The organism is Arthrobacter sp. Ms25, assembly GCF_059090365.1.
Genome location: NZ_JBNHFP010000001.1, coordinates 390,422 through 413,619, shown reverse-complemented (window position 1 = coordinate 413,619; position 23,198 = coordinate 390,422). Strand labels below are relative to the sequence as shown.

19 protein-coding genes are annotated in these 23,198 nt (G+C 66.9%); 8 read left to right on the top strand and 11 right to left on the bottom strand.

What is annotated here, in order from left to right:
* Positions 1-52: 52 nt before the first annotated feature.
* The 6 genes from AC5RT8_RS01950 to AC5RT8_RS01925 are packed head-to-tail and all read right to left on the bottom strand — an operon-like array spanning position 53 to position 7,828.
* A complete protein-coding gene (locus tag AC5RT8_RS01950) occupies positions 53-727 on the bottom strand; it encodes a response regulator (RefSeq protein ID WP_494094017.1) in 675 nt (224 codons plus the stop codon).
* On the bottom strand, positions 724-3,258 hold the full coding sequence (locus AC5RT8_RS01945) for an ATP-binding protein (RefSeq protein ID WP_494094016.1): 2,535 nt from the start codon (positions 3,256-3,258) through the stop codon (positions 724-726). Before AC5RT8_RS01945 ends, AC5RT8_RS01950 begins: the two co-directional genes overlap by 4 nt.
* 3 nt (positions 3,259-3,261) lie before the next feature.
* The gene (gene kdpC, locus AC5RT8_RS01940) at positions 3,262-3,870 is read right to left on the bottom strand and encodes a potassium-transporting ATPase subunit KdpC (RefSeq protein ID WP_494094015.1); all 609 of its coding nucleotides are present in this window, start codon (positions 3,868-3,870) and stop codon (positions 3,262-3,264) included.
* Between the two features lie 54 nt (positions 3,871-3,924).
* Positions 3,925-6,075, bottom strand: coding sequence for a potassium-transporting ATPase subunit KdpB (gene kdpB, locus AC5RT8_RS01935; protein WP_494094014.1), 2,151 nt, complete (start codon positions 6,073-6,075; stop codon positions 3,925-3,927).
* A 2-nt stretch (positions 6,076-6,077) separates the two neighbouring features.
* A complete protein-coding gene (kdpA, locus tag AC5RT8_RS01930) occupies positions 6,078-7,739 on the bottom strand; it encodes a potassium-transporting ATPase subunit KdpA (protein ID WP_494094013.1) in 1,662 nt (553 codons plus the stop codon).
* Positions 7,739-7,828, bottom strand: coding sequence for a potassium-transporting ATPase subunit F (locus tag AC5RT8_RS01925; protein WP_494094012.1), 90 nt, complete (start codon positions 7,826-7,828; stop codon positions 7,739-7,741). Before AC5RT8_RS01925 ends, kdpA begins: the two co-directional genes overlap by 1 nt.
* A gap of 327 nt (positions 7,829-8,155) precedes the next feature.
* On the opposite strand from AC5RT8_RS01925, the gene AC5RT8_RS01920 reads away from it, so the two are divergent.
* Both AC5RT8_RS01920 and AC5RT8_RS01915 read left to right on the top strand, forming a co-directional pair.
* On the top strand, positions 8,156-8,854 hold the full coding sequence (locus tag AC5RT8_RS01920) for a TetR/AcrR family transcriptional regulator (RefSeq protein WP_494094011.1): 699 nt from the start codon (positions 8,156-8,158) through the stop codon (positions 8,852-8,854).
* Positions 8,851-9,600, top strand: coding sequence for an SDR family NAD(P)-dependent oxidoreductase (locus AC5RT8_RS01915; RefSeq protein WP_494094010.1), 750 nt, complete (start codon positions 8,851-8,853; stop codon positions 9,598-9,600). The genes AC5RT8_RS01920 and AC5RT8_RS01915 overlap by 4 nt, the downstream gene beginning before the upstream one ends.
* On the opposite strand, the gene AC5RT8_RS01910 is transcribed toward AC5RT8_RS01915, so the two are convergent.
* Positions 9,597-10,937, bottom strand: a complete 1,341-nt coding sequence (locus tag AC5RT8_RS01910; RefSeq protein WP_494094009.1) for an alpha-amylase family glycosyl hydrolase — start codon at positions 10,935-10,937, stop codon at positions 9,597-9,599. The two genes, AC5RT8_RS01915 and AC5RT8_RS01910, sit on opposite strands and share 4 nt — an antisense overlap.
* Positions 10,938-11,071: 134 nt before the next feature.
* On the opposite strand from AC5RT8_RS01910, the gene AC5RT8_RS01905 reads away from it, so the two are divergent.
* Complete coding sequence (locus AC5RT8_RS01905; protein WP_494094008.1) at positions 11,072-11,332, top strand: hypothetical protein; 261 nt, start codon at positions 11,072-11,074, stop codon at positions 11,330-11,332.
* Positions 11,333-11,335: 3 nt separating this feature from the next.
* On the opposite strand, the gene AC5RT8_RS01900 is transcribed toward AC5RT8_RS01905, so the two are convergent.
* From AC5RT8_RS01900 to AC5RT8_RS01890, 3 genes are all read right to left on the bottom strand, one after another.
* Positions 11,336-13,387: a transglycosylase domain-containing protein gene (locus AC5RT8_RS01900; RefSeq protein WP_494094007.1), complete on the bottom strand. Its 2,052-nt coding sequence runs from the start codon at positions 13,385-13,387 to the stop codon at positions 11,336-11,338.
* A gap of 324 nt (positions 13,388-13,711) precedes the next feature.
* Positions 13,712-15,349 (bottom strand): ribonuclease J, encoded by a 1,638-nt coding sequence (locus tag AC5RT8_RS01895; RefSeq protein WP_494094515.1) that lies wholly within the window; start codon positions 15,347-15,349, stop codon positions 13,712-13,714.
* A gap of 257 nt (positions 15,350-15,606) precedes the next feature.
* On the bottom strand, positions 15,607-15,840 hold the full coding sequence (locus AC5RT8_RS01890) for a zinc-ribbon domain-containing protein (RefSeq protein ID WP_494094006.1): 234 nt from the start codon (positions 15,838-15,840) through the stop codon (positions 15,607-15,609).
* Positions 15,841-15,899: 59 nt separating this feature from the next.
* On the opposite strand from AC5RT8_RS01890, the gene AC5RT8_RS01885 reads away from it, so the two are divergent.
* The 5 genes from AC5RT8_RS01885 to AC5RT8_RS01865 all read left to right on the top strand — a co-directional run bounded on the left by AC5RT8_RS01885 (position 15,900) and on the right by AC5RT8_RS01865 (position 22,473).
* Positions 15,900-16,910, top strand: coding sequence for a glycosyltransferase family 2 protein (locus AC5RT8_RS01885; RefSeq protein WP_494094005.1), 1,011 nt, complete (start codon positions 15,900-15,902; stop codon positions 16,908-16,910).
* Positions 16,911-17,074: 164 nt separating this feature from the next.
* Positions 17,075-18,661: an HNH endonuclease gene (locus AC5RT8_RS01880; protein ID WP_494094004.1), complete on the top strand. Its 1,587-nt coding sequence runs from the start codon at positions 17,075-17,077 to the stop codon at positions 18,659-18,661.
* A gap of 107 nt (positions 18,662-18,768) precedes the next feature.
* Positions 18,769-19,389, top strand: coding sequence for an L-threonylcarbamoyladenylate synthase (locus tag AC5RT8_RS01875; protein WP_494094003.1), 621 nt, complete (start codon positions 18,769-18,771; stop codon positions 19,387-19,389).
* A 113-nt stretch (positions 19,390-19,502) separates the two neighbouring features.
* Positions 19,503-21,818, top strand: coding sequence for an alkaline phosphatase (locus AC5RT8_RS01870; RefSeq protein WP_494094002.1), 2,316 nt, complete (start codon positions 19,503-19,505; stop codon positions 21,816-21,818).
* 112 nt (positions 21,819-21,930) lie between these two features.
* The gene (locus AC5RT8_RS01865; RefSeq protein ID WP_494094001.1) at positions 21,931-22,473 is read left to right on the top strand and encodes an SRPBCC family protein; all 543 of its coding nucleotides are present in this window, start codon (positions 21,931-21,933) and stop codon (positions 22,471-22,473) included.
* Here the strand turns inward: AC5RT8_RS01865 and AC5RT8_RS01860 are convergent.
* Complete coding sequence (locus AC5RT8_RS01860) at positions 22,422-23,153, bottom strand: YqjF family protein (RefSeq protein WP_494094000.1); 732 nt, start codon at positions 23,151-23,153, stop codon at positions 22,422-22,424. The genes AC5RT8_RS01865 and AC5RT8_RS01860 overlap by 52 nt on opposite strands.
* Positions 23,154-23,198 lie beyond the last annotated feature (45 nt).

The following is a 23,198-nucleotide window of genomic DNA, read 5'->3' as shown; positions in this document are numbered from 1 at the left end:
ATTGCGTTAAGCCCCCGGTGCGTTGGCCCGGCAGGCGCAGGAAGGGACTGCGCTAGGGCACAAAGCGGTACCCCATGCCGTGCTCGGTCAGCAGGTGCACCGGAGCAGCCGGGTCGGTCTCCAGTTTCCGCCGCAGCTGGCCGATATAGAGGCGCAGGTAGCCGGAGTCGGTGGTGCCCGGTCCCCAGACATTGGTCAGCAGCGTCTGCTGGGTGATCAGCATTCCCGGATGGGCCAGCAGTTCCGCCAGGAACCGCCACTCGGTGGGAGTGAGACGGATGTCCGAGCCGTCGTCGAGCCGGGCTATGCGCCGGGCCGCAAGGTCCACCCGCACCGCTCCGAACGTGATTTCGCTGGGCCCTGCCGCCGAGGGCGACCGGCGGGAGAGTGCGCGGATCCGGGCCAGCAGTTCCTCGGTGGAGAAGGGCTTGGTGACGTAGTCGTCCGCCCCGAGGTCCAGGGCCCGGACCTTGTCCGCCGGATCGATCCGTCCGGACACCACCAGGATCGGCACCGCGCTCCAGCCGCGGACGGCCTCAATGACGTCCATCCCGCTCAGCCCCGGCATGCCCAGGTCCAGCACCAGCAGGTCCGGATGGGTGTCCACTGCTTTGCGGACGGCGGCGCTGCCGCTTTCCGCGGTCACCACCTCATAGCCGTAGGCGCTCAGGGTAATCCGCAGCGCCCGGAGGATCTGCACGTCGTCGTCGGCGATCAGGATCTTCATCCGGCCACCGCCGGGAACTGCAGCCCGCCCGCGGGCACGCGGCGTGCAGCGGCCGGCAGCGAGAGGACCATGGTCAGCCCGCCGCCCGGGGTGTCTTCGGTTTCCAGTGTTCCGCCCATACCTTCCGTAAATCCTTTGGCCAGCGCCAAGCCAAGGCCCAGGCCGGTCGAGTTGTCAGTGTCCCCGAGCCGCTGGAAGGGCACAAAGATCTCGCCTTTCCTCTGCTCCGGAACGCCGGGTCCTGAGTCTATGACGCGGATTTCCACGCGGCCGGCAAACTCGCTGACGGACAGCACGCATTTGGTGCCTGCCGGGCTGAAACGCACCGCGTTGGCCAGCAGGTTGACCAGCACCCGCTGCAGCAGCACCATGTCCGCCAGGACCACGCGCGGAGCGGCGGGGATTTCGAGTTCCACATCCGCCGGACCCAGTTCCAGCTCCTCAAGTGCCGGCAGCACCGCATCCGCGACGTCCAACGGCTCCAGGCTCACCCCGATGACCCCGGCCTGCAGCCTGCTCACGTCCAGCAGGCTCGTGACGAGCCCGGACAGGGAGTCCAGTGATTCCTCGGCGGTGGCCAGCAGTTCATTCCGGTCCTGCTCGGACCAGGTGACGTCTGTCGCCCTTAGTCCGGTCACCGCGGCGGTGGCAGCGGTCAGCGGCCGGCGCAGGTCATGCCCGACGGCGGCCAGCAGCGCCGTGCGGACCTTGTCCGCCTCGGCCAGCGAGCCGAGTCCCCGGGCGGTTTCGGTCAGCTCGCGGTGCTCCAGTGCCGCCTCCAGCTGGGCGGCGATCACCGCCAGCAGGCGCCGGTCCGAGGCCGCCAGCTCCCGGCCCCACAAATCCAGGGAGCACTGCTCCCCCACCTGCAGGCGGGTAAACGCCGGGTCGTCGGGGCGGACGGAGGCGGGCCACTCGCCGTCCGCATACAGGTCCTCGCCGTTCGAGCGCAGCCGTGCGGCGCTCACGCTGAACGCCTCGCGGGTCCGGCCCACCAGCGCCCCGAGTGCGTCCTCGCCGCGCAGCACGCTGCCGGCCACCGAGGCGAGCAGTTCGGATTCCGACGCCGAGCGCCGGGCGGTGCGGGCCCGCCGCGCCGCGGCGTCCACCACGTAGCTGACCAGCAGTGCGTTGACCACGTACAGTCCCAGCGCCAGCATGTGCGAGGGAGTGGCCACGGTGACCGTATAGAGCGGGGAAATGAAGAAGAAGTCCAGGGTCAGGCCGGAGAGCAGGGCGGCGAACAGGGCCGGCCAGATGCCTCCGACCAGCGCGACCAGAATCACCAGCAGCTGGTAGCTGAGCACGTCTCCGGTGATGGTTTCGGCGCTCCTGGCGGAGACCAGCCCTGCGGTAAGCAGCGGCCCGCCCAGCAGGGCGAAGCCGAAGCCCAGCAGCCGCCGGCGCCTGGAAAGGGCCCCGCCGAAGCGGGGCAGCACCAGAGACCGGGCCGCCGCCGAGTGGGAGACCATGTGGACGTCGATGTCCCCGGACTCGCGGATGACCGTAGCGCCGATGCCGGGTCCGGAAAGGAGGGCGGCAATCCGCGGGCGCCGGCTGACTCCCACCACCAGCTGGGTGGCGTTGACGCTGCGGGCAAAGTCGACGAGGGCCCGCGGAACGTCGTTGCCCACCACCTGGTGGAACGTGCCGCCGAGTTTCTCCACCAGCATCCGCTGTGCGGCAAGTTCCCCGGGCTCCGGCCCCCGCAGGCCGTCCGCGCCGGAGACGTGCACGGCCAGCAGTTTGCCGCCGGCGGACCGGGCGGCAATGCGGGCACCGCGGCGCAGCAGGGTACGTCCCTCCGGGCCGCCGGTGAGCGCGACCACCACCCGTTCCCGTGCCTCCCATTTGCGGTTGATGCCGTGCTCGGCCCGGTAGCGGTTCAGTGCCGAGTCCACCTCGTCCGCCAGCCACAGCAGGGCCAGTTCCCTCAGGGCGGTGAGGTTTCCGAGGCGGAAATAGTTGGACAGGGCGGCGTCCACCCGCTCGGCCGGGTAGATCACCCCGTCCGCGAGGCGCCCGCGCAGGGACTGCGGGGCGAGGTCCACCAGCTCCACCTGTTCGGCTCCGCGCAGCACGGCGTCCGGTACGGTTTCCGCCTGCACCGTACCGGTGATCTGTTCGATCACGTCATTCAGAGAATCAATGTGCTGGATGTTCACGGTGGACAGGACGTTGATTCCCGCGTCCAGCAGGGCCTGAACGTCCTGCCACCGTTTCTCGTTCTTTAGGCCGGGCACATTGGTATGGGCGAGTTCGTCCACCAAGGCATATTCGGGGGCCCGCGCCAGGACGGCGGACAGGTCCATCTCCTGCAGTTCCAGCCCCCGGTGGCGCAGGACGGCCCGCGGGAGGGTCTCCAGGCCTTCGGCCGCGGCCGCCGTCCCGGCGCGCCCGTGGGTTTCCACCAGCGCGACGACGACGTCGGCCCCCTCATCCCGGAGGCGGCGCCCTTCTTCGAGCATGGCGTAGGTCTTCCCCACCCCGGGTGCCGCCCCCAGAAATACCCTCAGTTGTCCCCGCGTCATGGACTAAGTGTCCAGCTCCGCCAGCGAAATGTTCAAAACCACCACGTTGACGGTACTGCTGCCCAGGATTCCGGCGAAGGGAGCCTGCGTGGCGTCCTCCACGAGGGCCTGCACCTGTGCGGGGTCAAGTCCCCGTTCGGCGGCCACCCTTTCCACCTGCATCCGGGCATATTCGGGGCTGATGTGCGGATCCAACCCTGAGCCGGAGGCAGTGACGGCGTCTGCCGGGACATCCTCCGGAGCCACGCCTTCCAGGTCGGCGACGGCAGAGCGCCGTTCTTCCACGGCCGCTGCCAGGTCCTCATTCAGGGGTCCGAGGTTGGACCCGCTGGAGGCGCCGCCGTCGTATCCGTCCCCCGCCGCGGACGGCCGGGACTGGAACCACTGAGGCAGGGCCGCGCCGTCGGCGTCCGTGAAGGACTGGCCGATCAGCTTCGAGCCCACCTCGCTGCCGCCGCTGCTGACCATCGATCCGTTGGCCCGGCCGTGCAGGGCCGCCTGGCCGATCCCGGCCACTGCCAGCGGATAGACAATGCCGAGGAAGAGCGTGAACACCGCCAGGGCGCGGAGGGAGACGCCGAGCTGGCGCATGCTGCTGCGGACGGGGTTCATTTCCTGCTCCTTATAAGGGTGGTGCTGGGTACGGTGCGGATAGGGGTCGCCATGTCAGAACCCCGGAACCAGGCTGATCAGCAGGTCAATGAGTTTGATGCCGATGAACGGAGCAATGACGCCGCCAACTCCGTACACCAGCAGGTTGCGGCTGAGCACCGATGAGGATCCGGCAGCCCGGTACTTGACCCCGCGCAGCGCCAGGGGAATCAGCACCACGATGATCAGCGCGTTGAAGATCACCGCTGAAAGGATGGCCGAGGCCGGGGAATGCAGCTGCATCAGGTTCAGCGCCGCCAGGCCCGGGAAGATCCCGACAAACATGGCCGGAATGATCGCGAAGTACTTGGCAATGTCGTTGGCGATGGAGAAGGTGGTCAGTGCGCCGCGGGTAATGAGCAGCTGCTTGCCGATGCCGACAATGTCGATCAGCTTGGTGGGGTCCGAATCCAGGTCCACCATGTTGCCGGCCTCCTTGGCCGCGGAGGTGCCGGTGTTCATGGCCACGCCGACGTCGGCCTGGGCCAGCGCCGGCGCGTCGTTCGTGCCGTCACCCGTCATGGCCACGAGATGCCCGCCCGCCTGTTCCCGGCGGATCAGCGCCATCTTGTCCTCGGGCGTGGCTTCGGCGAGGAAGTCGTCCACGCCTGCTTCGGCGGCAATGGCCTTGGCGGTGTACGGGTTGTCACCGGTGATCATGACGGTGCGGATGCCCATGGCCCGCAGCTGGGTGAAGCGTTCCTTCAGGCCTTCCTTCACCACGTCCTTCAGGTGGACGACGCCGAGCACCCGGGTGCCGCCGTCGGCGTCCCGGACAGCGACCAGCAACGGGGTGCCGCCACCGGTGGAGATCTTCTTCACCTGGTCCTCAACGGCGATCAGGACGTCGACGTCGATGCCGCCGGATTCGGCGGTCCAGTCCAGGATCGCGGAAGAGGCACCCTTGCGAATCTTGGCTCCGTCGGGAAAGTCCATGCCGCTCATCCGTGTCTGGGCAGTGAAGGGAACACTGACGGATCCGGGCGGCGGTTCGGGGCGGCAGCCCTTCGCGGCGGCCAGGTCCACGATGGACTTGCCCTCCGGGGTCGGGTCACCGAAGGAGGACAGCACTGCGGCGTCAATCAGGTCGGTAGCTTCAGTGCCGTTGATGGGGATGAACCCGGCGGCCTGCCGGTTGCCGTAGGTGATGGTTCCGGTTTTATCGAGCAGCAGGGTGGTGACGTCGCCGGCTGCCTCCACGGCACGGCCGGACATGGCCAGGACGTTGCGCTGGACCAGCCGGTCCATGCCGGCAATGCCGATGGCGGACAGCAGCGCACCGATGGTGGTGGGGATCAGGCAGACCAGCAGCGCCACCAGCACGGGGATGCTCACGGTCGCTGACGAGTAGCTTGCCAGCGGGTTGAGGGTCAGCACCACCACGATGAAGACAAGGGACAGCGTGGCCAGCAGGATGTCCAGGGCAATCTCGTTCGGGGTCTTCTGCCGGGCGGCACCTTCCACGAGCCGGATCATCCGGTCCACGAAGGTCTCGCCGGGCTTGCTGGTGATCCGGACGACGATCCGGTCCGACAGCACCCGGGTGCCGCCGGTGACCGCCGAGCGGTCGCCGCCGGATTCGCGGACCACCGGAGCGGATTCGCCGGTGATGGCGGATTCGTCCACGGAGGCAATGCCGTCGATGATGTCGCCGTCCCCGGGGATGACCTGACCGGCTTCGACCACTACGACGTCGTCCAGTGCCAGATCCGCCGAGGGAACCTCCGTGAGGGCAACGCCGAGGGCAGCCGGATCCCGGCCTGCGTCATAGCCGTCCACCCGATAGGCAGTGGTGGTGGCCCGGCTGTTCCGCAGGCTGGCTGCCTGGGCCTTACCGCGGCCTTCGGCCACCGATTCGGCCAGGTTCGCGAAAATCACGGTGGCCCAGAGCCAGGCGGCAATCAGCCAGGAGAAGGCACCCGGAACTGCCGTGCCGCCGGAATCGGCGGGACCGCCGAGGAAGGGTTCGGCAACGGCGATCGCGGTAATCAGGACGGCGCCCACTTCGACAATGAACATCACCGGGGTGCGGACCATCAGCCGCGGGTCCAGTTTCCGGAAGGCTCCGGGCAGGGCGGCCGCAAGTGAACCGGCGGTGATGCCGCGCCGGGCGGGTGCCGGAGTTTCGGATGTTTCCGGCTCCAGGGGTTTGGTAAGTGTGGACATGGTTAGTGCAGTCCTTCCGCCAGGGGACCCAGCGCGAGTACGGGAAAGAAGGTCAGGGCGGTCACGATCACGGTGACGCCGCACAGCAGCGTGACGGACTGCGGCCGGTGGGTGGGCAGGGTGCCCGCGGACGCGGGGACCTTGCCCTGTTCGGCGAAGGCGCCGGCCAGGGCGATCACGAAGATCATCGGCAGGAAGCGTCCCACGAGCATGGCCACACCCAGCGCCGTGTTCAGCCACGGGGTGTTGGCCGTGAGGCCGGCAAATGCGGAGCCGTTGTTGTTGGCCGCGGAGGTGAAGGCGTACAGGACCTCGCTGAAGCCGTGGAGCCCGGTATTCAGGATGGAGGTCCCTTCGATGTCGGCGCGGATCCCGGGAACGGCGAAGCTCAGCGCGGTTCCGGCCAGGACCAGGGTGGGCATGGTGAGGATGTAGAGGCTGGCGAGCTTGATTTCCTTCGGCCCGATCTTTTTGCCCAGGTACTCGGGCGTGCGTCCCACCAGGAGTCCGGCCACGAATGCGGTGATGACCGCAAGGATCAGCATGCCGTACAGGCCGGAGCCCACGCCGCCCGGTGCCACTTCGCCGAGCATCATGTTCAGCATCGCCATCATCCCGCCCAGCGGGCTGAAGCTGTCATGCATGGCGTTCACCGCACCGGTGGACGTCAGCGTGCTGGTGGAGCCGAAGAGCGTGGAGGCGGCTATGCCGAACCGCTGCTCCTTGCCCTCCATGGAACCGGCTGTGCCGTCTGCGGCGGCGAATTCGAACGCGGTCATGGCGGCCAGTGACACCGTGAAGATGCCTGCCATGGCGGCCAGGATGGCGTAGCCCTGCCGCCGGTCCCCCACCATGGTGCCGAAGGTGCGCGGCAGGCTGAACGGGATCACGAGCATCAGGAAGATTTCGACCAGGTTGGTCCACCCGCTGGGGTTTTCGAAGGGGTGGGCGGAGTTGGCGTTGAAGAAGCCGCCGCCGTTGGTGCCCAGCAGCTTGATCGCCTCCTGTGAGGCCACCGGTCCGCCGGGGACAGCGGAGGTGCCGCCGAGCAGGGTGGTCACCGACGTGAAGCCGTTGAAGTTCTGGATCACGCCGCCGATCATCAGCACAACCGCGGCAAGCAGCGCCCCGGGCAGCAGCAGCCGCAGCACGCCGCGGGTCAGATCCACCCAGAAGTTGCCGATGGTGGCCGAATTGCGTCCGGCGAGTCCGCGCACCAGCGCCACGGCCACGGCCAGGCCCACCGCTGCCGAGAGGAAGTTCTGCACGGCCAGGCCGGTCATCTGCACCGCGTAGCCCATGGTGGTTTCCGGCGAGTAGGACTGCCAGTTGGTGTTGGCTACGAAGGACGCCGCAGTGTTGAAGGACAAGGCCTCGGGTACCGCCGGCAGCCCGAGTGAAGCCGGCAGCAGCGGCTGGAGCCGCTGGAGCAGGTAGAGCAGGAGCATGCTGGCTCCGGAGAAGACGAGCACCCCGCGCAGGTAGCTCTGCCAGGCCTGGCCGGAGGAACCGTCCACCCCGGCCAGGCGGTAAAAGCCGCGTTCCACGCGAAGGTGCTTTTCGGAAGTGTAGAGCCGGGCCATGTAGTCGCCGAGCGGCCGGTGGACCAGGACCAGCAGGACCACCAGGGACAGGATCTGCCCCGCCGTCACCCACCCGCCCATCAGAACCGCTCCGGTCGGACCAGTGCCACGAGGAGATACCCGACAGCGGCTACCCCCAGGCAAAGTGCCAGGACGTTGAAAAAGATCACAGCTTTTCCACCGCCCCGGCCATCAGGACAAACGCAGCGAAAAGCCCCACGAAGCCCACAACAAATAGAACATCAAGCACGGGAATGTCCCCCAGCCGGTCAGCGTGCTGCCCGAAGGCAGCACGGGCACACCTTGTGCCGCCTCTGATTAGATGCCCCTCGGCAGGGTGCCCGCCGCCATCCTCACGCTTTCCTCACGCAGGGCCGCCAAACACTTACGGAATGCATGTACGGCACACTTTGTGACGGCGTATTCCTGGCTTCGGTCTCGGTGGAACGCGCGAGGTATACACTGTAAACCGAATGCCTCCACCGGAAGGGAATCCCGTGCCCAGGAGCGCCCCGCTCACCCCCGCCGCTATTGCTGCCGCCGCCGTCGTAATCGCCGATGCCGACGGGCTCGACGCCGTGTCCATGCGCCGCGTTGCAGCCGGATTCGGCGTGTCCGCCATGGCGCTCTACCGCCATGTGGCGGACCGCCGGGCCCTGCTGCTGCTGATGGCCGACGCCGCCACCGAGGATTACGCGCTCCTGCCCGAACACGAACTCACCTGGCAGGAAACCCTCGAACATCTGGCGGACGCCCAGTGGCGGGCCTTCTCGGCGCACCCCTGGCTGCTGCGGATCATCCTCACCCCCCGGCGGCTCGTCAACATGGCCACGCCTGCCGAGGTGGAGCTGATCCTTACCCGCCTGCGCTCCGCAGGGCTGAGCGAAGACGAAGGCTTTGACTGCCTGCTGGGTATCTCGGCAGCAGTGATCGGCACGGCTGCGATCACCTCGGCAGCGACCGCGGACGCGCCGGGCGGCGCCGGCCGGCCTGCCGCAGGGCACCGCCGCTGGACCGCCGAAGACGCGGTACGGCACCCGCAGGCGGCCCGCTTCCAGGCCCAGGGCATCAGCCACCGGGGCTCGCGCCGCTCACTCGACTTCTTCGTCGCCAGCTTCATTGCCGGCGTCGAACAGAATCTCAACGAAGCTCCGGACACTGGCAAAGGGTCCGGTTTTACGGAAGGAAGAAAATGAAACTGCGCAATAAGACCGCGATTATCACCGGCGGCGCCGGCGGCATCGGCCAGGGCATTGTCCGCCGGTTCCTCACCGAGGGCGCCAACGTCGCGGTGGTGGACATCGACCAGGCCCAGGGCGACAAGCTCCTGGCCGACCTCGAGGGCAAGGGCGAGGTCATCTTCATCGCCAAGGACATCTCCAAGGCCGAAAACGCCGCCGCGATTGTCGCTGAAACCGTGGAGCGCTTCGGCGGCCTGGACATCCTGGTCAACAACGCGCATGCCTCCAAGCAGGCCCCCATCATGGAAACCACGCCGGAAATCTGGGACCTGTCCTTCAACACGGGCACCATGGCCACGTTCCACCTGATGCGTGCCGCCTACCCCGAGCTGAAGAAGACCCGCGGAAGCATCGTCAACTTCGGCTCCGGCGCCGGCATCAAGGGCCTGCCGAACCAGGTGGCCTATGCGGCCGCGAAGGAGGCCATCCGCGCCATCTCCCGCACCGCCGCCAATGAATGGGCCGTGGACGGCATCCGCGTGAACGTCGTCTCCCCCGTTGCCCTTACCCCGGGCATTGTCCAGTGGAGCAAGGCGTTCCCGGAGGCCTACCAGGAAGTCGTCGACGGCGTTCCGCTGGGCCGCCTGGGCGACCCCGAAACGGACATTGCCCCCATCGTGGTGTTCCTCGCCAGCGAGGATTCGCAGTACCTGACCGGCCAGACCCTGATGGCCGACGGCGGCACCATCAAGCTGTACTAGCCTGCAGCCGTCCCCAGGACGGCCCAGCCCTTGGCCGGCAAGGCCAGCCGCCCGCCCGGAACGTCCAGCCCGCCCTCGCCGGCCAGGACGTCCCGGGCCGCGGCGGGCAGCTGCACCGTGGCGGACGTGTCCGCAAGATTCAGCGCCACGAAGAGTGAACTGCCGGCGTCGTACACCTCATAGACCAGCTGCTCGTTGGCCAGCGAATGCACCCGGGTGCGCCCGGCGTGGACCCAGTGGTGCCGGCGCCGCAGGCCGATCAGTTCCTGATGCAGCCGGTAAACCGGTGCTCCCACGGCCGAGAGCTCCTCCGGGGACGCCGGGAACAGCGGACGGATGTCGTCATCCCCTCCCGCGCGGTCTTCCTTGATACCGCGGTAACCCTGCTCGTCGCCGTAGTAGACCACCGGCGTGCCCGGCAGCGTGAAGAGCAGCACGAGCGCGTGCGCCAGCCTGCCCAGCGGGTCCAGCCGGCTGGCGATGCGGGTCACGTCATGGTTGCCGATGAACGTCAACGGCACGAAGGTGTCCAGGAACGTGTTGTGCCGCTCGAGTGCTGCGGAGAGTTCGTAGAAGTTCGCATCAGCGAGCGAGCTCCAGATCCCCTTCCAGAGTTCGTACTGGGTCACCGAATCCAGATGGCCGGCAACCACGTCCCGCGGATAGTCGCCGTGGATGTACTCCCCGGTGAAATACGCGTCGGGGAACTCGCTGCGGACCTCATCCAGGACCTTCGCCCAGAACGACGACGGCACGGCGTAGGCCGCGTCGAGCCGCCACCCGTCGGCGCCGCGGCGCAGCCAGTGCTTCATCACGTCGGCCACGTAGTCCGCAACAGCGGGTTCGGCGTGGTTCAGGGACACCAGGTGGTGATGGCCCTCGAAATCCGTGTACTCCGGCTCGGTGCCGGGTGTCCAGTCCTCCGGCCAGCTGAAATCGAACCAGTTCGCCGTCGGCGCGTCCGGACCGTGTTCCAGCGCCTGCCGGAAGGGCGCAAAGGAACGGCCCGTGTGGTTGAAGACGCCGTCCAGGAGCACGCGTATGCCGCGCGCATGGGCCTGCGCCACCACCTCGTCGAAGTCGGCCTCGTTCCCCAGCCGGGGATCGATCCGGTAGTAGTCCGTGGTGTCGTATCCGTGGGTTTCCGAGGCAAACACCGGCCCCAGGGCGAGGCCGGATGCCCCCATCTCCAGGAGGTAGTCGAGCCAGGGCACCAGCTTCGTCAACCGGTGGGACACGGGGGCCGGCTCCGGGAGCGCGGCCTTTTCGGCTCCGGCAAACCCCAGCGGATAAACCTGCCACCAGATGGTGTGCTGTACCCAGTCCGGCGTCGTCATAGTGCCCTCTCTGTTGCCATTCGGTCCGGCTACCAGTCTGCCACCATCGGCACCCCGTCAGTAATCACCGGGAATTCCTGGAGCCCGGCAGGCGCTGAAGCAGGTGCAGGCAAGAACGAAAACGGAGGACCTCCATGGCACTGAAACAGATCGACACTCCACACGCCGGAACAGAGTCCGTGCAGCAGAAGGTGATCGACTACGTGCGGCGGTACGGCCGGGTCCAGCCCCAGGACGTGGCGGAGGAATTCGACCTCGGCGGAGTGCAGACCCTCAACGTACTGACCGGCCTTGAAGCCATGGGCGCGCTGCGCCTGGTCTCCGGCGGAGACGGTGTCTTCGCCGTCCCCACCGGCCAGTCCCTGTGCGATCCCTACACCGGCGCCTGCATCTAGCCCCTAGAGCATGCTGTCCGGAACCGAGGGGAATTCGTTCGCCTCGTAGAGCTTGGCGGCCGCGCTCATGTACTCGGTCCACTGCGCACCGGCAATGGCCGAACCGTCCACATAGGAACGGGTGACGCCGTTGATGGACTGGTTGTTCAGCGAAGAGTACGAGTTCCAGTTACCCACCCAGGACGCCGTGGCGATGCCGGTGGTGTAGCCCACGGTCCAGGTCTGCTCGGACATGTCCGTGGTTCCGGTCTTGGCCGCAGCCGGAACGCCGATCGGACGGATACTGCCCGGCGATCCGTCGACCAGCTTCTGCAGCGGCTTCGTCACGGCGGCAGCCACATCCGCGCTGATGGCCTGGGTGCATTCCCCGCCGGCGACCTCGTAATCATTGCCGGAGCCGTCGGTGACCTCGGTGATCGCGGTGGGCGTGCAGTACTCGCCGCCGCTGGCGAACGTGGCGTAGGCCGAGGCCATGGTCAGGGGCGAGACTTCCTGGCCGCCCAGGACGAAGGACGGGCTGGTGACCTCCAGCGGCTCCCCGTCGACTGCCCGGTGCACGCCCATGCGGGTGGCGGTGTCCCGGATATCGCACAGGTCGAGCTGGGCGGCCTGGGCCACAGTGGCGGTGTTGACGGACTGTGTCAGGCCTTCGGCCACCGTCATCTTCTTTTCGTAGCCTTCGGAGGCGTTCTTGAATTTCCAGGCGTCGAATTCGGCGTTGGCCCCGAGGCAGCTGGCCGTCCAGTTGAAGCCGGCCGGGTAGGACGTGCGCGTGGCGTCGATGGTGTCGTTCAGTCCGTGGCCGGCCGCCAGCCAGGCTGCGGTGGTGAACGGCTTCATGGTGGACCCGGGCTGGAAGCCGTAGGGGGTTCCGCCCATATCCGCGTCCACGTTGAAGTTCAACTGGGTTTTTCCGTCCCCCGGCTCAGGGGTGTATTCGGTGTTCTGCGCCATCGCCAGGATCTTGCCGGTGCCCGGTTCCACGGAGACGATCGCAGAGCCGGCCCCGGACAGATCCCCCACCGGCACCTGTGCCTCGATCTGCTTCTGCGCCTGGGACTGCAGCCGGGAATCCAGCGTGGTCCTGATGGTCAGGCCGCCCCGGGCCAGCAGCTTGGCACGGTCCTTGACGTCGGCGCCGAAGGCCTCGGACTGCAGGACCGTCTGCTCCACGTAGCTGCAGAAGTACTGGGCCATCTCGGCACCGGTGCAGCCGGAGGTCACCGTCTGCGGGTTCAGGTCCAGCCCGCTGGCCACTGCTTCGTCATATTCGGCCTGGCTGATCTTGTCGTTCTTCAGCATGGCGGCAAGCACGGTATCCCGGCGTGCCTGCGTTCCTTCAGGGTTGATGAACGGATTGTAGTGGCTGGGCGACTGCACCATGCCGGCCAGCATGGCCGACTGCGCGGGATTCAGCTCTGCGGCGGAGATGCCGAAGAAGCTGCGGGCCGCAGCCTCCACGCCGTACGTCTGTCCGCTGAAGAGCACGATGTTCAGGTACCCCTCGAGGATTTCCTCCTTGGAGTATTCCTTCTCCACGGCAACGGCCAGCTTGGCTTCCCGAAGCTTGTCCCCCAGGTCCTTGGTGCCGCTGAGCGTGAGGTCGCTGCCGCCCTTGCCGGAGGCGATGTCCCGGCTGATGAGCACGTTGTTGACGTACTGCATGGTCAGCGTCGAGGCACCCTGGGTGTCCGCACCGGACACGTTCGAGACGACGGCCCGGGCAATGCCCTTGAAGTCGATCCCGTTGTGGTCGTAGAAGCGCGCATCCTCAATGGAGACGATGGCGTCCTGCATGCTCTGCGACATCTCGTCCAGTTTCACCGGAACCCGGTTCTGGGCGTAGAAGGTGGCCAGCAGGACGCCGTCGGCGCTGTAGATCTTCGACCCCTCGTCAAGGGGACCCGTTTCCAGCTCATCGGGCAGCTGGTCCAGCACTCCAACAGCCATATCCGTCCCCGTGGCCGCCACTGCAGCTACGGGAATCAGGGTGCTGGCCGCCAGCACACCGGCCAGCAGGCTGACGAGGAAGAACGCGGCTATCCGTGCGGGCACGGATAGCCTCTCGAGGAATGGAGATTTGGGGGGACGCATCCGCTTAATTTAGCGACACTGCCTGAGAACCCTCTTGACCGTGCCGGTACCGAAAGGTATAAGCCGGGAATGTATGCATGGCCGATTGAGGCCGGGAAATCCGCGCCGTTGCTGGGGAGAGGAGCATTCCTCCGGCGGGCCGACGGGGACCGATCGGGCGCGGGACCCGTGTGAAGCGGAGAATAAAATCACACGAAACCGGTAAACCAAAGGGAGGGGCCGCCGTCGTAAATCCGACGGCGGCCCCTCCCCTGGCATGAGGCCGGAGCCTCACATTGCCGCCTCCTAGGCGTCTACGACGATGGAGGTGATGGCCGGAGTGCGGTTGTAGAAGCGGCGCATCCAGTTGGCAACGGCGCGCTCGATGACGTCTTCCAGGTCCTCGCCCTTCGGGCCGCGGCGGCTGCCGGAGGCAGCGTTGGCCAGGGCCTTTTCCACAGCCTCTTCTGCCTTGCGCAGGTCCTCGGACTTGATGGTGAAGCCCTTGGTGAAGAACTCGGCCGGCTCGGCAATGGTGCCGGTGTCGGCATCGACCAGGGCCAGCACCGTCACGGCGCCTTCCTCGGCCAGCTGCATGCGTTCCTTCAGGGTTTCCTCGGTGGTGTGGCCGACGCTGTCACCGTCCACGAAGACCAGGTCCACCTGGTGCTTGCCGGAGATCGTCGCCCGGCCGCGGCGCAGGTCCACGGTCATGCCGTTCTCGGCAATGACAACGTCGCGGGGATCCATGCCGGTCGCCTCTGCGATGGCTCCGTTGGCCTTGAGGTGGCGCCATTCGCCGTGCACCGGCATCACGTTGCGCGGCTTGACGATGTTGTAGCAGTAGGCGAGTTCGCCGGCGCTGGCGTGGCCGGAGACGTGCACCTTGGCATTGCCCTTGTGCACCACGTTGGCGCCGATCTTGGTCAGGTTGTTGATGATGCCGTAAATGGCATTCTCGTTACCCGGGATCAGCGAGCTGGCCATCAGCACAGTGTCACCCTCGTGGATGCGGATCTGGTGGTCCTTGTTTGCCATGCGGGATAGAGCGGCCATGGGCTCGCCCTGCGAACCGGTGCAGATCAGCACCACCTTGTGGTCATCGGTGCGCTGCAGCGCCTTGAAGTCCACCAGGATGCCCTTGGGGATGTTCAGGTAGCCCAGTTCCTCGGCGATGGTCATGTTGCGGATCATCGAGCGGCCCACGAAGGAGACCTTGCGGTTGTAGCGGGACGCCGCGTCGATGACCTGCTGGATGCGGTGGATGTGGCTGGCGAAGCTGGAGACGATGATCCGGCGCGGCGCGGTGCGGAACACGGTGTCGATCGCGGGGGCCAGTTCCTTTTCCGAGGCCATGAAGCCGGGGACTTCGGCGTTGGTGGAGTCGGTGAGGAACAGGTCCACGCCTTCCACGCCCAGACGGGCGAAGCCGGTGAGGTCGGTGATGCGGCGGTCCAGCGGGAACTGGTCCATCTTGAAGTCGCCCGTGTGCAGGGCCATGCCTGCCGCGGTGCGGATGGCGATGGCCAGGCCGTCGGGGATGGAGTGGTTCACGGCCAGGAATTCCAGGTCGAACCCGCCGATGGTGCGGCGGTCGCCTTCCTTCACCTGGATCAGCTTGGGCTTGATCCGGTGCTCCTTGAGCTTGGCTTCGATGAAGGCGAGGGTCAGCTTGGAGCCCACGATGGGGATGTCCGAACGCTCGCGCAGCAGGTACGGCACGCCGCCGATGTGGTCTTCGTGGCCGTGGGTCAGGACTACGGCCACCACGTCCTGCAGGCGGTCACGGATGGCGGTGAAATCGGGCAGGATCAGGTTGACGCCCGGGTGTTCTTCCTCGGGGAAAAGCACGCCGCAGTCAACAATCAGGAGCTTGCCGTCGAATTCGAAAACGGTCATGTTCCTGCCGATTTCGCCGAGGCCGCCGAGGTTCATGACGCGCATGGTTCCCTTGGCGAGTTCCCGGGGGGCTTTCAGGACGGCAGGTGTTCTATTCACGGATGATGGTTCTTTCGTCGGGGATGGGATTGCAGGGTGGAACGGCAGCCGTACGGCGGCATTCCGGAAGTCTGTGGTGCGGCCAGAACAGGGCCTGCGGCTGTTGTGCTTCTTTCATTCTATTGACTTTTCCGGCGCGCCGGGGACAACCCGCTTTTCCCGGAGAGTCCGGGGCTGGTCCGGAGCTGGTCCCGAGGGCCCGTTCAGGCCCGCTGGAGGGCGTTTTTCTGCGAGCGGCTGATCCCCGTGCTGCGCCCGCAGTTGGAGCAGGTGAAGGCGTAGCGGCGGCTGGTGGTGAGTACGGGGATGAAGAAGAGCGTCAGGCGGTTGGCTCGCTCTTCGACATGCTGCTCTGCGTAGGCGCCGCAGTACTGGCAGGTGGCCGGGCGGGAAAACAATGAGCGGAGTACGGTCTTGAATCCAATGAGCACGAACATCCGTCTACCCTATGCCGCGGTGCCTGCCCGGACGATGCGCCACGCGGAGTTAACTAAGCTTGCTTACCAATCTCCCGGTGGATATCTTCTGGGGCATGGATGACCGCCTCCCACTCGATGCCGAGTACCTGCTGCCGCTGAAATGGTCGGAGGACTCCGGCCATGACGGGCTGGTGGAGTATCTGGAGATGCTCAGCACGCACCTCAGGGTCCTGGTGGTGGACGGCTCCGGTGACGAGGTGTACTCCCGGCTCCAGCGGGCCTTCCCGGCCGGGGTGCTCCACTGCCGGCCGAAACACCCCGAGTGCAGCAACGGCAAAGTCGATGGCGTCCTCACCGGAGTCGACCTGGCCGAGACGGAGCGGCTCATCATTGCCGACGACGACGTGCGTTACACGCCGCAGCAGCTGGAACGGATCTGCGGGCTCCTGGAGGAGGCCGACGTCGTGCGTCCACAGAACTATTTTTCCTCGGCCTCTCCCCTGCCCTGGCACGCCAGGTGGGATACCGGCCGGACCCTCCTGAACCGGGCCTTCGGTGCCGATTACCCGGGAACGCTGGCGGTGCGGACAGCGGTCCTTCGCCGCGCTGGCGGCTACAGCGGGGACGTGTTATTTGAAAACCTCGAACTTCTGCGCACCGTCCGGGCAGTCGGCGGGGTGCAACTGCGTGCCGACGACCTCTTTATTGCCCGGCTGCCTTCGTCCACGGTCCATTTCTTTCGACAGCGGGTGCGCCAGGCCTACGACGATTTCGCGCAGCCGCTGCGGCTGGCCGCCGAACTCTCCCTGCTGCCGGTGTTGTGCTGGGGTGCCCGTCGCCCCCTGCGGCTGGCGGCACTTGCCGCTTTCGCTGCGGCAGCGGCGGAGTACGGGCGCAGGCGGGCCGGCGGCCGTTTTGTGTGGGGCCCGACGTCGGCCCTGTGGGCACCGTTGTGGCTGGCCGAACGTGCCGTGTGCGTCTGGCTTGCCCTGCAGTGGCGGCTGCGCGGCGGCATCCCCTACTCGGGGGCACGATTGAAGACCGCGGCGCATTCGGTACGCCGGATCCGGCGGTCGCTTCGGGGATGATTGCCGGCGGTCGGTGATGTAGCCGGCGCTCCGGGGAGGGCCTGCGAGCGCGGGACCGCTGCGGACAGCCCCTGGAACCGCTTCCTCCGGCCCTCAAAAGACAGGTAGTACTTCAGGTACTTTCCTCCTTCCTTCTCCTCACTCCGGCGAATAGACTCGAACACATGTTCGAATATTCCCCGCGGGAGCGCCACCTGGAAGCTGAGCCTTCCTGTGTCAGCAGCGCGTCGGTCAACGCCTGGGTGAAGGTGCTGACCGAGGAAAGCGAGGCGGACCTGGGGCCAGATGCAGACCTCATCGACAGGATCCGTGCCCTTGAAGAGCTGAAGGCCGCCGCTGCTGCGGCGCAGGCCCGGGCATCCGCAGCGTTTGATATTTCCCAGCGCCGGAAACAGGCGGTGCAGGGAGTACCGCGGGAAAAACAAGGGCTGGGGGTCAGCTCGCAGATTGCCCTGGCCAGAAGGGAATCTGCGAATCGCGGCGGGCGTCTGCTGGGCTTCGCCAAGGCACTGACTCGGGAGATGCCCTGCACTCTTGACGCCTTGAGCCACGGAAGGATCAGCGAATGGCGGGCGACCCTGCTTGTGCGGGAGACCGCGTGCCTGAGTCTCGAAGACCGGCAACGGGTCGACCAGGAAATTGCCGGGGATCCGGAGCTGCTGGAAACCCTGGGAGACCGGCAGCTGATATCCCGTGCCAGGAGTGCCGCTTACCGGTTGGACCCCCAGGCTGCAGTAAACCGGGCCGCCAAGGCCGCCTCCGAACGTTTCGTTTCCTGCCGTCCGGCTCCAGACACCATGACGTATCTGACGGGACTCCTCCCGGTGGCCCAGGGTGTGGGCGTGTATGCGGCATTGTCGCGCGAGGCCGACCGCCTGTCCGCTGCAGGGGACGGTCGCACCCGTGGACAGATCATGGCGGACACACTTGTCGGCCGGATTACCGGCCAGACGCAGGTGGACTCCATGGACGTGGAAGTCCAGCTGGTCATGACCGATCGAGCCCTGCTCGAAGGAGAGTCCGACCCGGCGTTCGTCCCCGGATACGGTCCCGTCCCTGCCCAATGGGCCCGGGATCTGGTCTGCAATCGGGACGGGGCCAGTGGTGGGGGCAGCGGTGGGGCCGGTGGTGGGGGCAGGAGCGCTCGCAGGCGAGCGCAGGGCGGTGAGCGTAAGGACGCCTGCAGCCAGGTGGCGGACGGTGAGCGTAAGAACCTCCACAGCCGGGTGGACGGTGAGCGCCGAGAGAACGGTAAGACCGAGGAAAACGGCAAGACCCGAGAAACCGGCGGGCGTGCGGGACCTGCCAAGGATGGCCGGATCTTCATCCGCAGGCTCTACACCGCTCCGGAGACCGGCGAGCTGGTTGCTATGGATGCCCGGACCCGATTGTTCCCCACATCCTTGGCCCGGTTCATCGCCGCACGGGACGCTACCTGCCGGATGCCGTGGTGCGGCGCCCCGATCCGGCACTTCGACCATGTCCTGCGCTACAGCAACGGAGGTCCCACCACGGTCGAGAACGGACAGGGACTCTGCGAGGCGTGCAACTATGCCAAGGAAGCGCCGGGCTGGTCGGCCAAGGTAGTCAAACCTTCGGGATGGCCCAGTGCCGGCCACACCGTAGAGACCTCCACGCCCACCGGGCACCAGTACCGTTCCACAGCGCCGCCCCCGCTGATCGGGGCGCCGACCGAGCCGGAATTCTCACCCGCCGAAAGGGCGGTTGCGGACCTGATCCGGGCTGCCTAGGGTAACGGCGCTCGCCGGTCATCAATCTCATCAAGTGCAGTCAGTTCCATCAGTCCCGCCCAGGTCCCCCAGTCCCGGCCGACGATGTCCACCGGTAGGCTGTGGGGATGGCCAGATACTTTGATGTACACCCCGAAAATCCGCAGCCCAGGGCCATCAGCCAGATTGTGAACCTGCTCGAGTCAGGAGGGCTGATCGCCTACCCCACCGACTCCTGCTACGCCTTGGGCGTACAGCTGGGCAACCGCGAGGGGCTGGAACGGATCCGCAGGATCCGCCAGCTGGATGACAAGCACCACTTCACCCTGGTCTGCCGGGACTTTGCCCAGCTGGGACAGTTCGTCCAGCTGGACAACTCCGTGTTCCGCAGCATCAAGGCCGCCACACCCGGCAGCTATACGTTCATCCTCCCCGCGGTGAAGGAAGTCCCCAAGTGGCTGCTCCACCCCAAGAAACGGACAGTAGGCGTGCGCATCCCGGACAATACCGTGGTGCAGTCGATCCTGGAGGGCCTGGGCGAACCGCTGCTCTCCAGCACCCTGCTGCTGCCCGGCGATGAGGATCCAATGACGCAGGGATGGGAAATCAAGGAACGCCTGGACCACCAGGTGGACGCCGTCATTGATTCGGGCTTCTGCGGCCCCGAACCCACAACCGTCATCGACTTCTCCGGAGACTCCCCCGAAATCGTCCGGCGCGGCACCGGAGATCCGACACCGTTCGAGTAACCCCCGGAGCCGGCGGACCTTTATCGACCCCTGCGGTTGACTCCCCTCTGGCGTGCGCTGAGTCTGGCACGCGTCAGGGGGAACCATCGCTAAGCACTCGCAGGGGATTCGACATGAAGAAGACGGCCACAACACTATCGACGGCGATATTGAGTATCTGCATCCTGGCGGGATGCGGCGTAGGGTCCGGACTTCCGGGCGTCATTGGCGGAACCGGATATCCCACGGATTATCCCGGACCCACGGAGACCCCCACGCCAACACCCAGCGCGTCCCCGTCGGCCCCGCCGACGACGACGCCACCGGCACCCACGCCAACGCCAACGCCAAGTCCGACACCCACCGACGGCGGCGGGCACGGGAACGACGACGCCGTCAACGTGATCCTGATGGTCGGCGACGGCATGGGCACCGCACAGCGGGACGCCATCCGGCTGGCCTCGGTAGGGCTCACGGGGGAACTGGCCATGGACACGCTCCCCGAAGTGGGACGCGTCCACACCAACTCCGCAGACCCCGGCACGTTCGTCACCGACTCCGCCGCTGCTGCCACAGCAATGGCCACCGGAGTGAAGACCTACAACGGAGCTATCGGCGTCGATCTGCAGCAACAGCCGGTCACGACTGCACTGGAAGTCGCCGAGCGGCTCGGCAAGTCCTCCGGACTGGTCACCACCGCACAGGTCACTGACGCCACACCCGCAGCCTTCGGCTCCCATGTGCTGGACCGGGATGAGCAGAGCGCCATCGCCGCCCAGTTCCTGCGCAGCTCCCACCCGGAAGTCATCCTGGGCGGCGGCGAGGACTACTGGTACCCCGCAGGCAACCCGGGCCGGCTTCCGGACAATCCGGCAGAGGACGAATCCGAGGAGAGCGCCGGCACCGAGGGGAACCTGGTGGAAGAGGCGCAGGAACAGGGATACGAATATGTCTGGGACCTGCCCGGACTGCAGGCAGCGCAGGGAGACATGCTGCTCGGACTCTTCGCCAACGAGGAAATGTTCCAATACGGAGACGACGTCGAAGAGGTCTACGACCCCACGGTTCCGCTGACCGAAATGACCGGGAAAGCCATTGAGGTCCTGAACAGCAACCAGGATGACAACGGATTCTTCCTCATGGTCGAAGAAGAAGGCATCGACTCGATGAGCCACGTCAACAACGGGGCGCTGACCATCGAGTCCGGCATCGAATTCGACAAGTCGGTGGCCCTGGCCAAGGAGTTCGCCCAACAGGACGGGAACACCCTGCTGATCACGGTGGGCGACCACCAGACCGGCGGCATGACCATCGAACCCCTCGGGGACGACACCAACCCGGACAGTCCGGTGCAGGAAGGGCCGTTCGACGTCGCCGGCTCGGACCAGCAGTACCGGATTGACTGGACCACCGGCGGCCACACGGGCGACGACGTCCCGCTGACCGCCATGGGCCCGGGGGCGGAAATGCTGACCGGAGTCTACGAGAACACCCGGATCTTCGATGTCATGGTTTCCGTGATGCGCTCGGGTACCGATCGGGACTTTGACCTCCAGGCACACCGGGGCGGACGCGGCGAACACACCGAGGAATCCCTCGCTGCTTTTTCGGCCGCACTGGAACTGGGCGTCACCACGCTGGAGCTGGACACGCACCTGACCGAGGACGGGCGGGTGATCGTCTGGCATGACGACCTGATCCTGGATACCAAGTGCGCCGATACGGCCCCGGCCACCGCCGGGGACCCGGAATACCCCTACGTGGGCGACCCCGTGGCGGAACTGAGCCTGGTGCAGCTCCAGACCCTGGACTGCGGTTTCCAGCAGCTGCCGGGCTACCCGGAGCAGGATGTGGCGGAGGGCAACCGGATAGCCGAGCTCAGTGACGTGTACCGGCTTGCCCGGGAGTACGACGCACGCAAGATCAGGTTCAACGTCGAGACCAAAGTCGAGGACGGCCAGGCCGGCGGGCCGCGCAGCGTCGCCCTCACCGAGGCAGTGGTGGACGTGGTCCGCGATGCGAACCGCGAGCGCCGGACCACCATCCAGTCCTTCGACTGGTCCACCCTGAACCTATTGGAGCGGATCGCCCCTGAACTGACCCGGGTGGCCCTGGCGAGCACGCCGGAAGACCTCGGTGTGGGACAGCCGGGCGCAGCACCGCAGCTGGGCGGAATCGACATCGATGACTTCGGCGGGAACGTTGTCCTTGCCGCCCACGCCCAGGGCTACGACGTGCTCTCCCCGATCTACACCAGTGTCACGCCGGAGATGGTGGCCGAAGCCCACGAACTCGGCCTGACGGTCATCCCCTGGACGGTCAACGAGGTGGCGGACATGCACCGCCTCATTGACCTGGGCGTGGACGGGATCATCACCGACTACCCCACCCGGTTGCGGACAGTGATGGCCGAGCGGGGGTTTGACCTGCCCCGGGCCTATCAGCGCTGAGCCGCGCCCACGGGCTTATCCGCGGGCCGGGTAAGCGTCACCGTGTCGGGACCGGTGCACCGGTCCCGACACGGGTTCGGTACCGGACCGCCGCCAATGGCATGCTGAGGGGATGCCCGGTCTCTATATTCTTCCCTCCAGCTGGCTGCTCGATGCGACCCCGGATGCAGTCTGGGAGACCGTCGCCGGCCCGGACATGAGCTGGCCCCGCTGGTGGCCGGGCTGCACGCTCCGGGAACTTGCCACCGATCCGTCCATTGAGGACCCGGTGGCACGGCTGCTGGCCACTACCGCCCATCTGCAGTTCCGCGCCTCCCTGGGCTACCGCTTATCCGTCACCATCCATCCGACCTCTGCCTCGCGGCCCCGGACCATTGAGTTCGACGCCGGCGGGGACCTGGCCGGCACCGGCCGGATCCGGCTGGTGCCGGTCTTCTCCCGTGCCGCGGGCACGCCGGCGCAGACCCGGATGGAGATCGACTGGCGGGTCCGGCCGACCCGGCTCTGGATGCGTGCCCTCACCCCTGTTGCACGGCCGGTCTTCGCAGCCGCCCACTCGCTGCTGATGCGCCGGGGTGAACGGGGCCTGCGCCGGGACCTGGCTCAGGCCACCCTCCGCGGGCGGCCGAACACCGTACGCACCCCCGGAGAGTAATGCACCGTGTCCGGCGGCCCTTCGACCGGAAGCCCCGCCGCCGGCACCAGCTCGTCGTAAAAGCGGGTGAGGCGGGCCGGATGCAGCGGCCACGGCCGGTGCGAGTTGGGTATGAATACGGTCCTGCCGCCAATGAGCGCGTGCAGCCCGAAACGCGCCGTGAGCAGGATGGACAGGTCGTCGTCTGCCTGCCGGGCGAAATCCGGTACCACCGCGAAGGATGAACGGGCCTGCCTGCCGAAGCGTTCGACGTCGTACCCCAGGCCCCAGCCGGAACGCCGGGGGCGGCAGCGGGACCACACATAGGGGATGCCCAGCGAGCGGGCTGCCAGAACCGGCACCAGCCGGGAGGCATCGAGGCTCAGGAACAGCACACCGCGGCTGCCGTCCCGGCCCCGTGAGTACAGGCGCACGTTGATTTCAGTGAAGGAGCCGAAAAACGGCACCGGAACCCTTGCCACGTGCGTCGTAGGGGCCCGAAAACCGATGAGTCCCACCCATGTGGACCCGGAGAACACATCGGGTTCGACGCCGGGCGGCATGTAGGGTGCCGCCAGGGATGGGTCGATGCGCCAGTGCAGGAATACGGCTGCGGCCCAGGTCTGGGCCATCAGGACCGGCGGGGTAACCCTTGGTCCGGCGGGCCAGGGGTCAGAGGTGCGGCGTACCTGCGCATCCATGGCACCAAAGTAGCAGGGCGCCCGCGGAGCGGACAGGGCACCGGA

What these genes read in the sequence shown, in the direction of transcription:
- AC5RT8_RS01950 (WP_494094017.1), bottom strand. Translation starts at nt 727, where the DNA reads ATGAAGATCCTGATCGCCGACGACGACGTGCAGATCCTCCGGGCGCTG.
- AC5RT8_RS01945 (WP_494094016.1), bottom strand. Translation starts at nt 3,258, where the DNA reads ATGACGCGGGGACAACTGAGGGTATTTCTGGGGGCGGCACCCGGGGTG.
- kdpC (WP_494094015.1), bottom strand. Translation starts at nt 3,870, where the DNA reads ATGAACCCCGTCCGCAGCAGCATGCGCCAGCTCGGCGTCTCCCTCCGC.
- kdpB (WP_494094014.1), bottom strand. Translation starts at nt 6,075, where the DNA reads ATGTCCACACTTACCAAACCCCTGGAGCCGGAAACATCCGAAACTCCG.
- kdpA (WP_494094013.1), bottom strand. Translation starts at nt 7,739, where the DNA reads ATGGGCGGGTGGGTGACGGCGGGGCAGATCCTGTCCCTGGTGGTCCTG.
- AC5RT8_RS01915 (WP_494094010.1), top strand. Translation starts at nt 8,851, where the DNA reads ATGAAACTGCGCAATAAGACCGCGATTATCACCGGCGGCGCCGGCGGC.
- AC5RT8_RS01910 (WP_494094009.1), bottom strand. Translation starts at nt 10,937, where the DNA reads ATGACGACGCCGGACTGGGTACAGCACACCATCTGGTGGCAGGTTTAT.
- AC5RT8_RS01905 (WP_494094008.1), top strand. Translation starts at nt 11,072, where the DNA reads ATGGCACTGAAACAGATCGACACTCCACACGCCGGAACAGAGTCCGTG.
- AC5RT8_RS01895 (WP_494094515.1), bottom strand. Translation starts at nt 15,349, where the DNA reads ATGCGCGTCATGAACCTCGGCGGCCTCGGCGAAATCGGCAGGAACATG.
- AC5RT8_RS01890 (WP_494094006.1), bottom strand. Translation starts at nt 15,840, where the DNA reads ATGTTCGTGCTCATTGGATTCAAGACCGTACTCCGCTCATTGTTTTCC.
- AC5RT8_RS01880 (WP_494094004.1), top strand. Translation starts at nt 17,075, where the DNA reads ATGTTCGAATATTCCCCGCGGGAGCGCCACCTGGAAGCTGAGCCTTCC.
- AC5RT8_RS01875 (WP_494094003.1), top strand. Translation starts at nt 18,769, where the DNA reads ATGGCCAGATACTTTGATGTACACCCCGAAAATCCGCAGCCCAGGGCC.
- AC5RT8_RS01870 (WP_494094002.1), top strand. Translation starts at nt 19,503, where the DNA reads ATGAAGAAGACGGCCACAACACTATCGACGGCGATATTGAGTATCTGC.
- AC5RT8_RS01865 (WP_494094001.1), top strand. Translation starts at nt 21,931, where the DNA reads ATGCCCGGTCTCTATATTCTTCCCTCCAGCTGGCTGCTCGATGCGACC.
- AC5RT8_RS01860 (WP_494094000.1), bottom strand. Translation starts at nt 23,153, where the DNA reads ATGGATGCGCAGGTACGCCGCACCTCTGACCCCTGGCCCGCCGGACCA.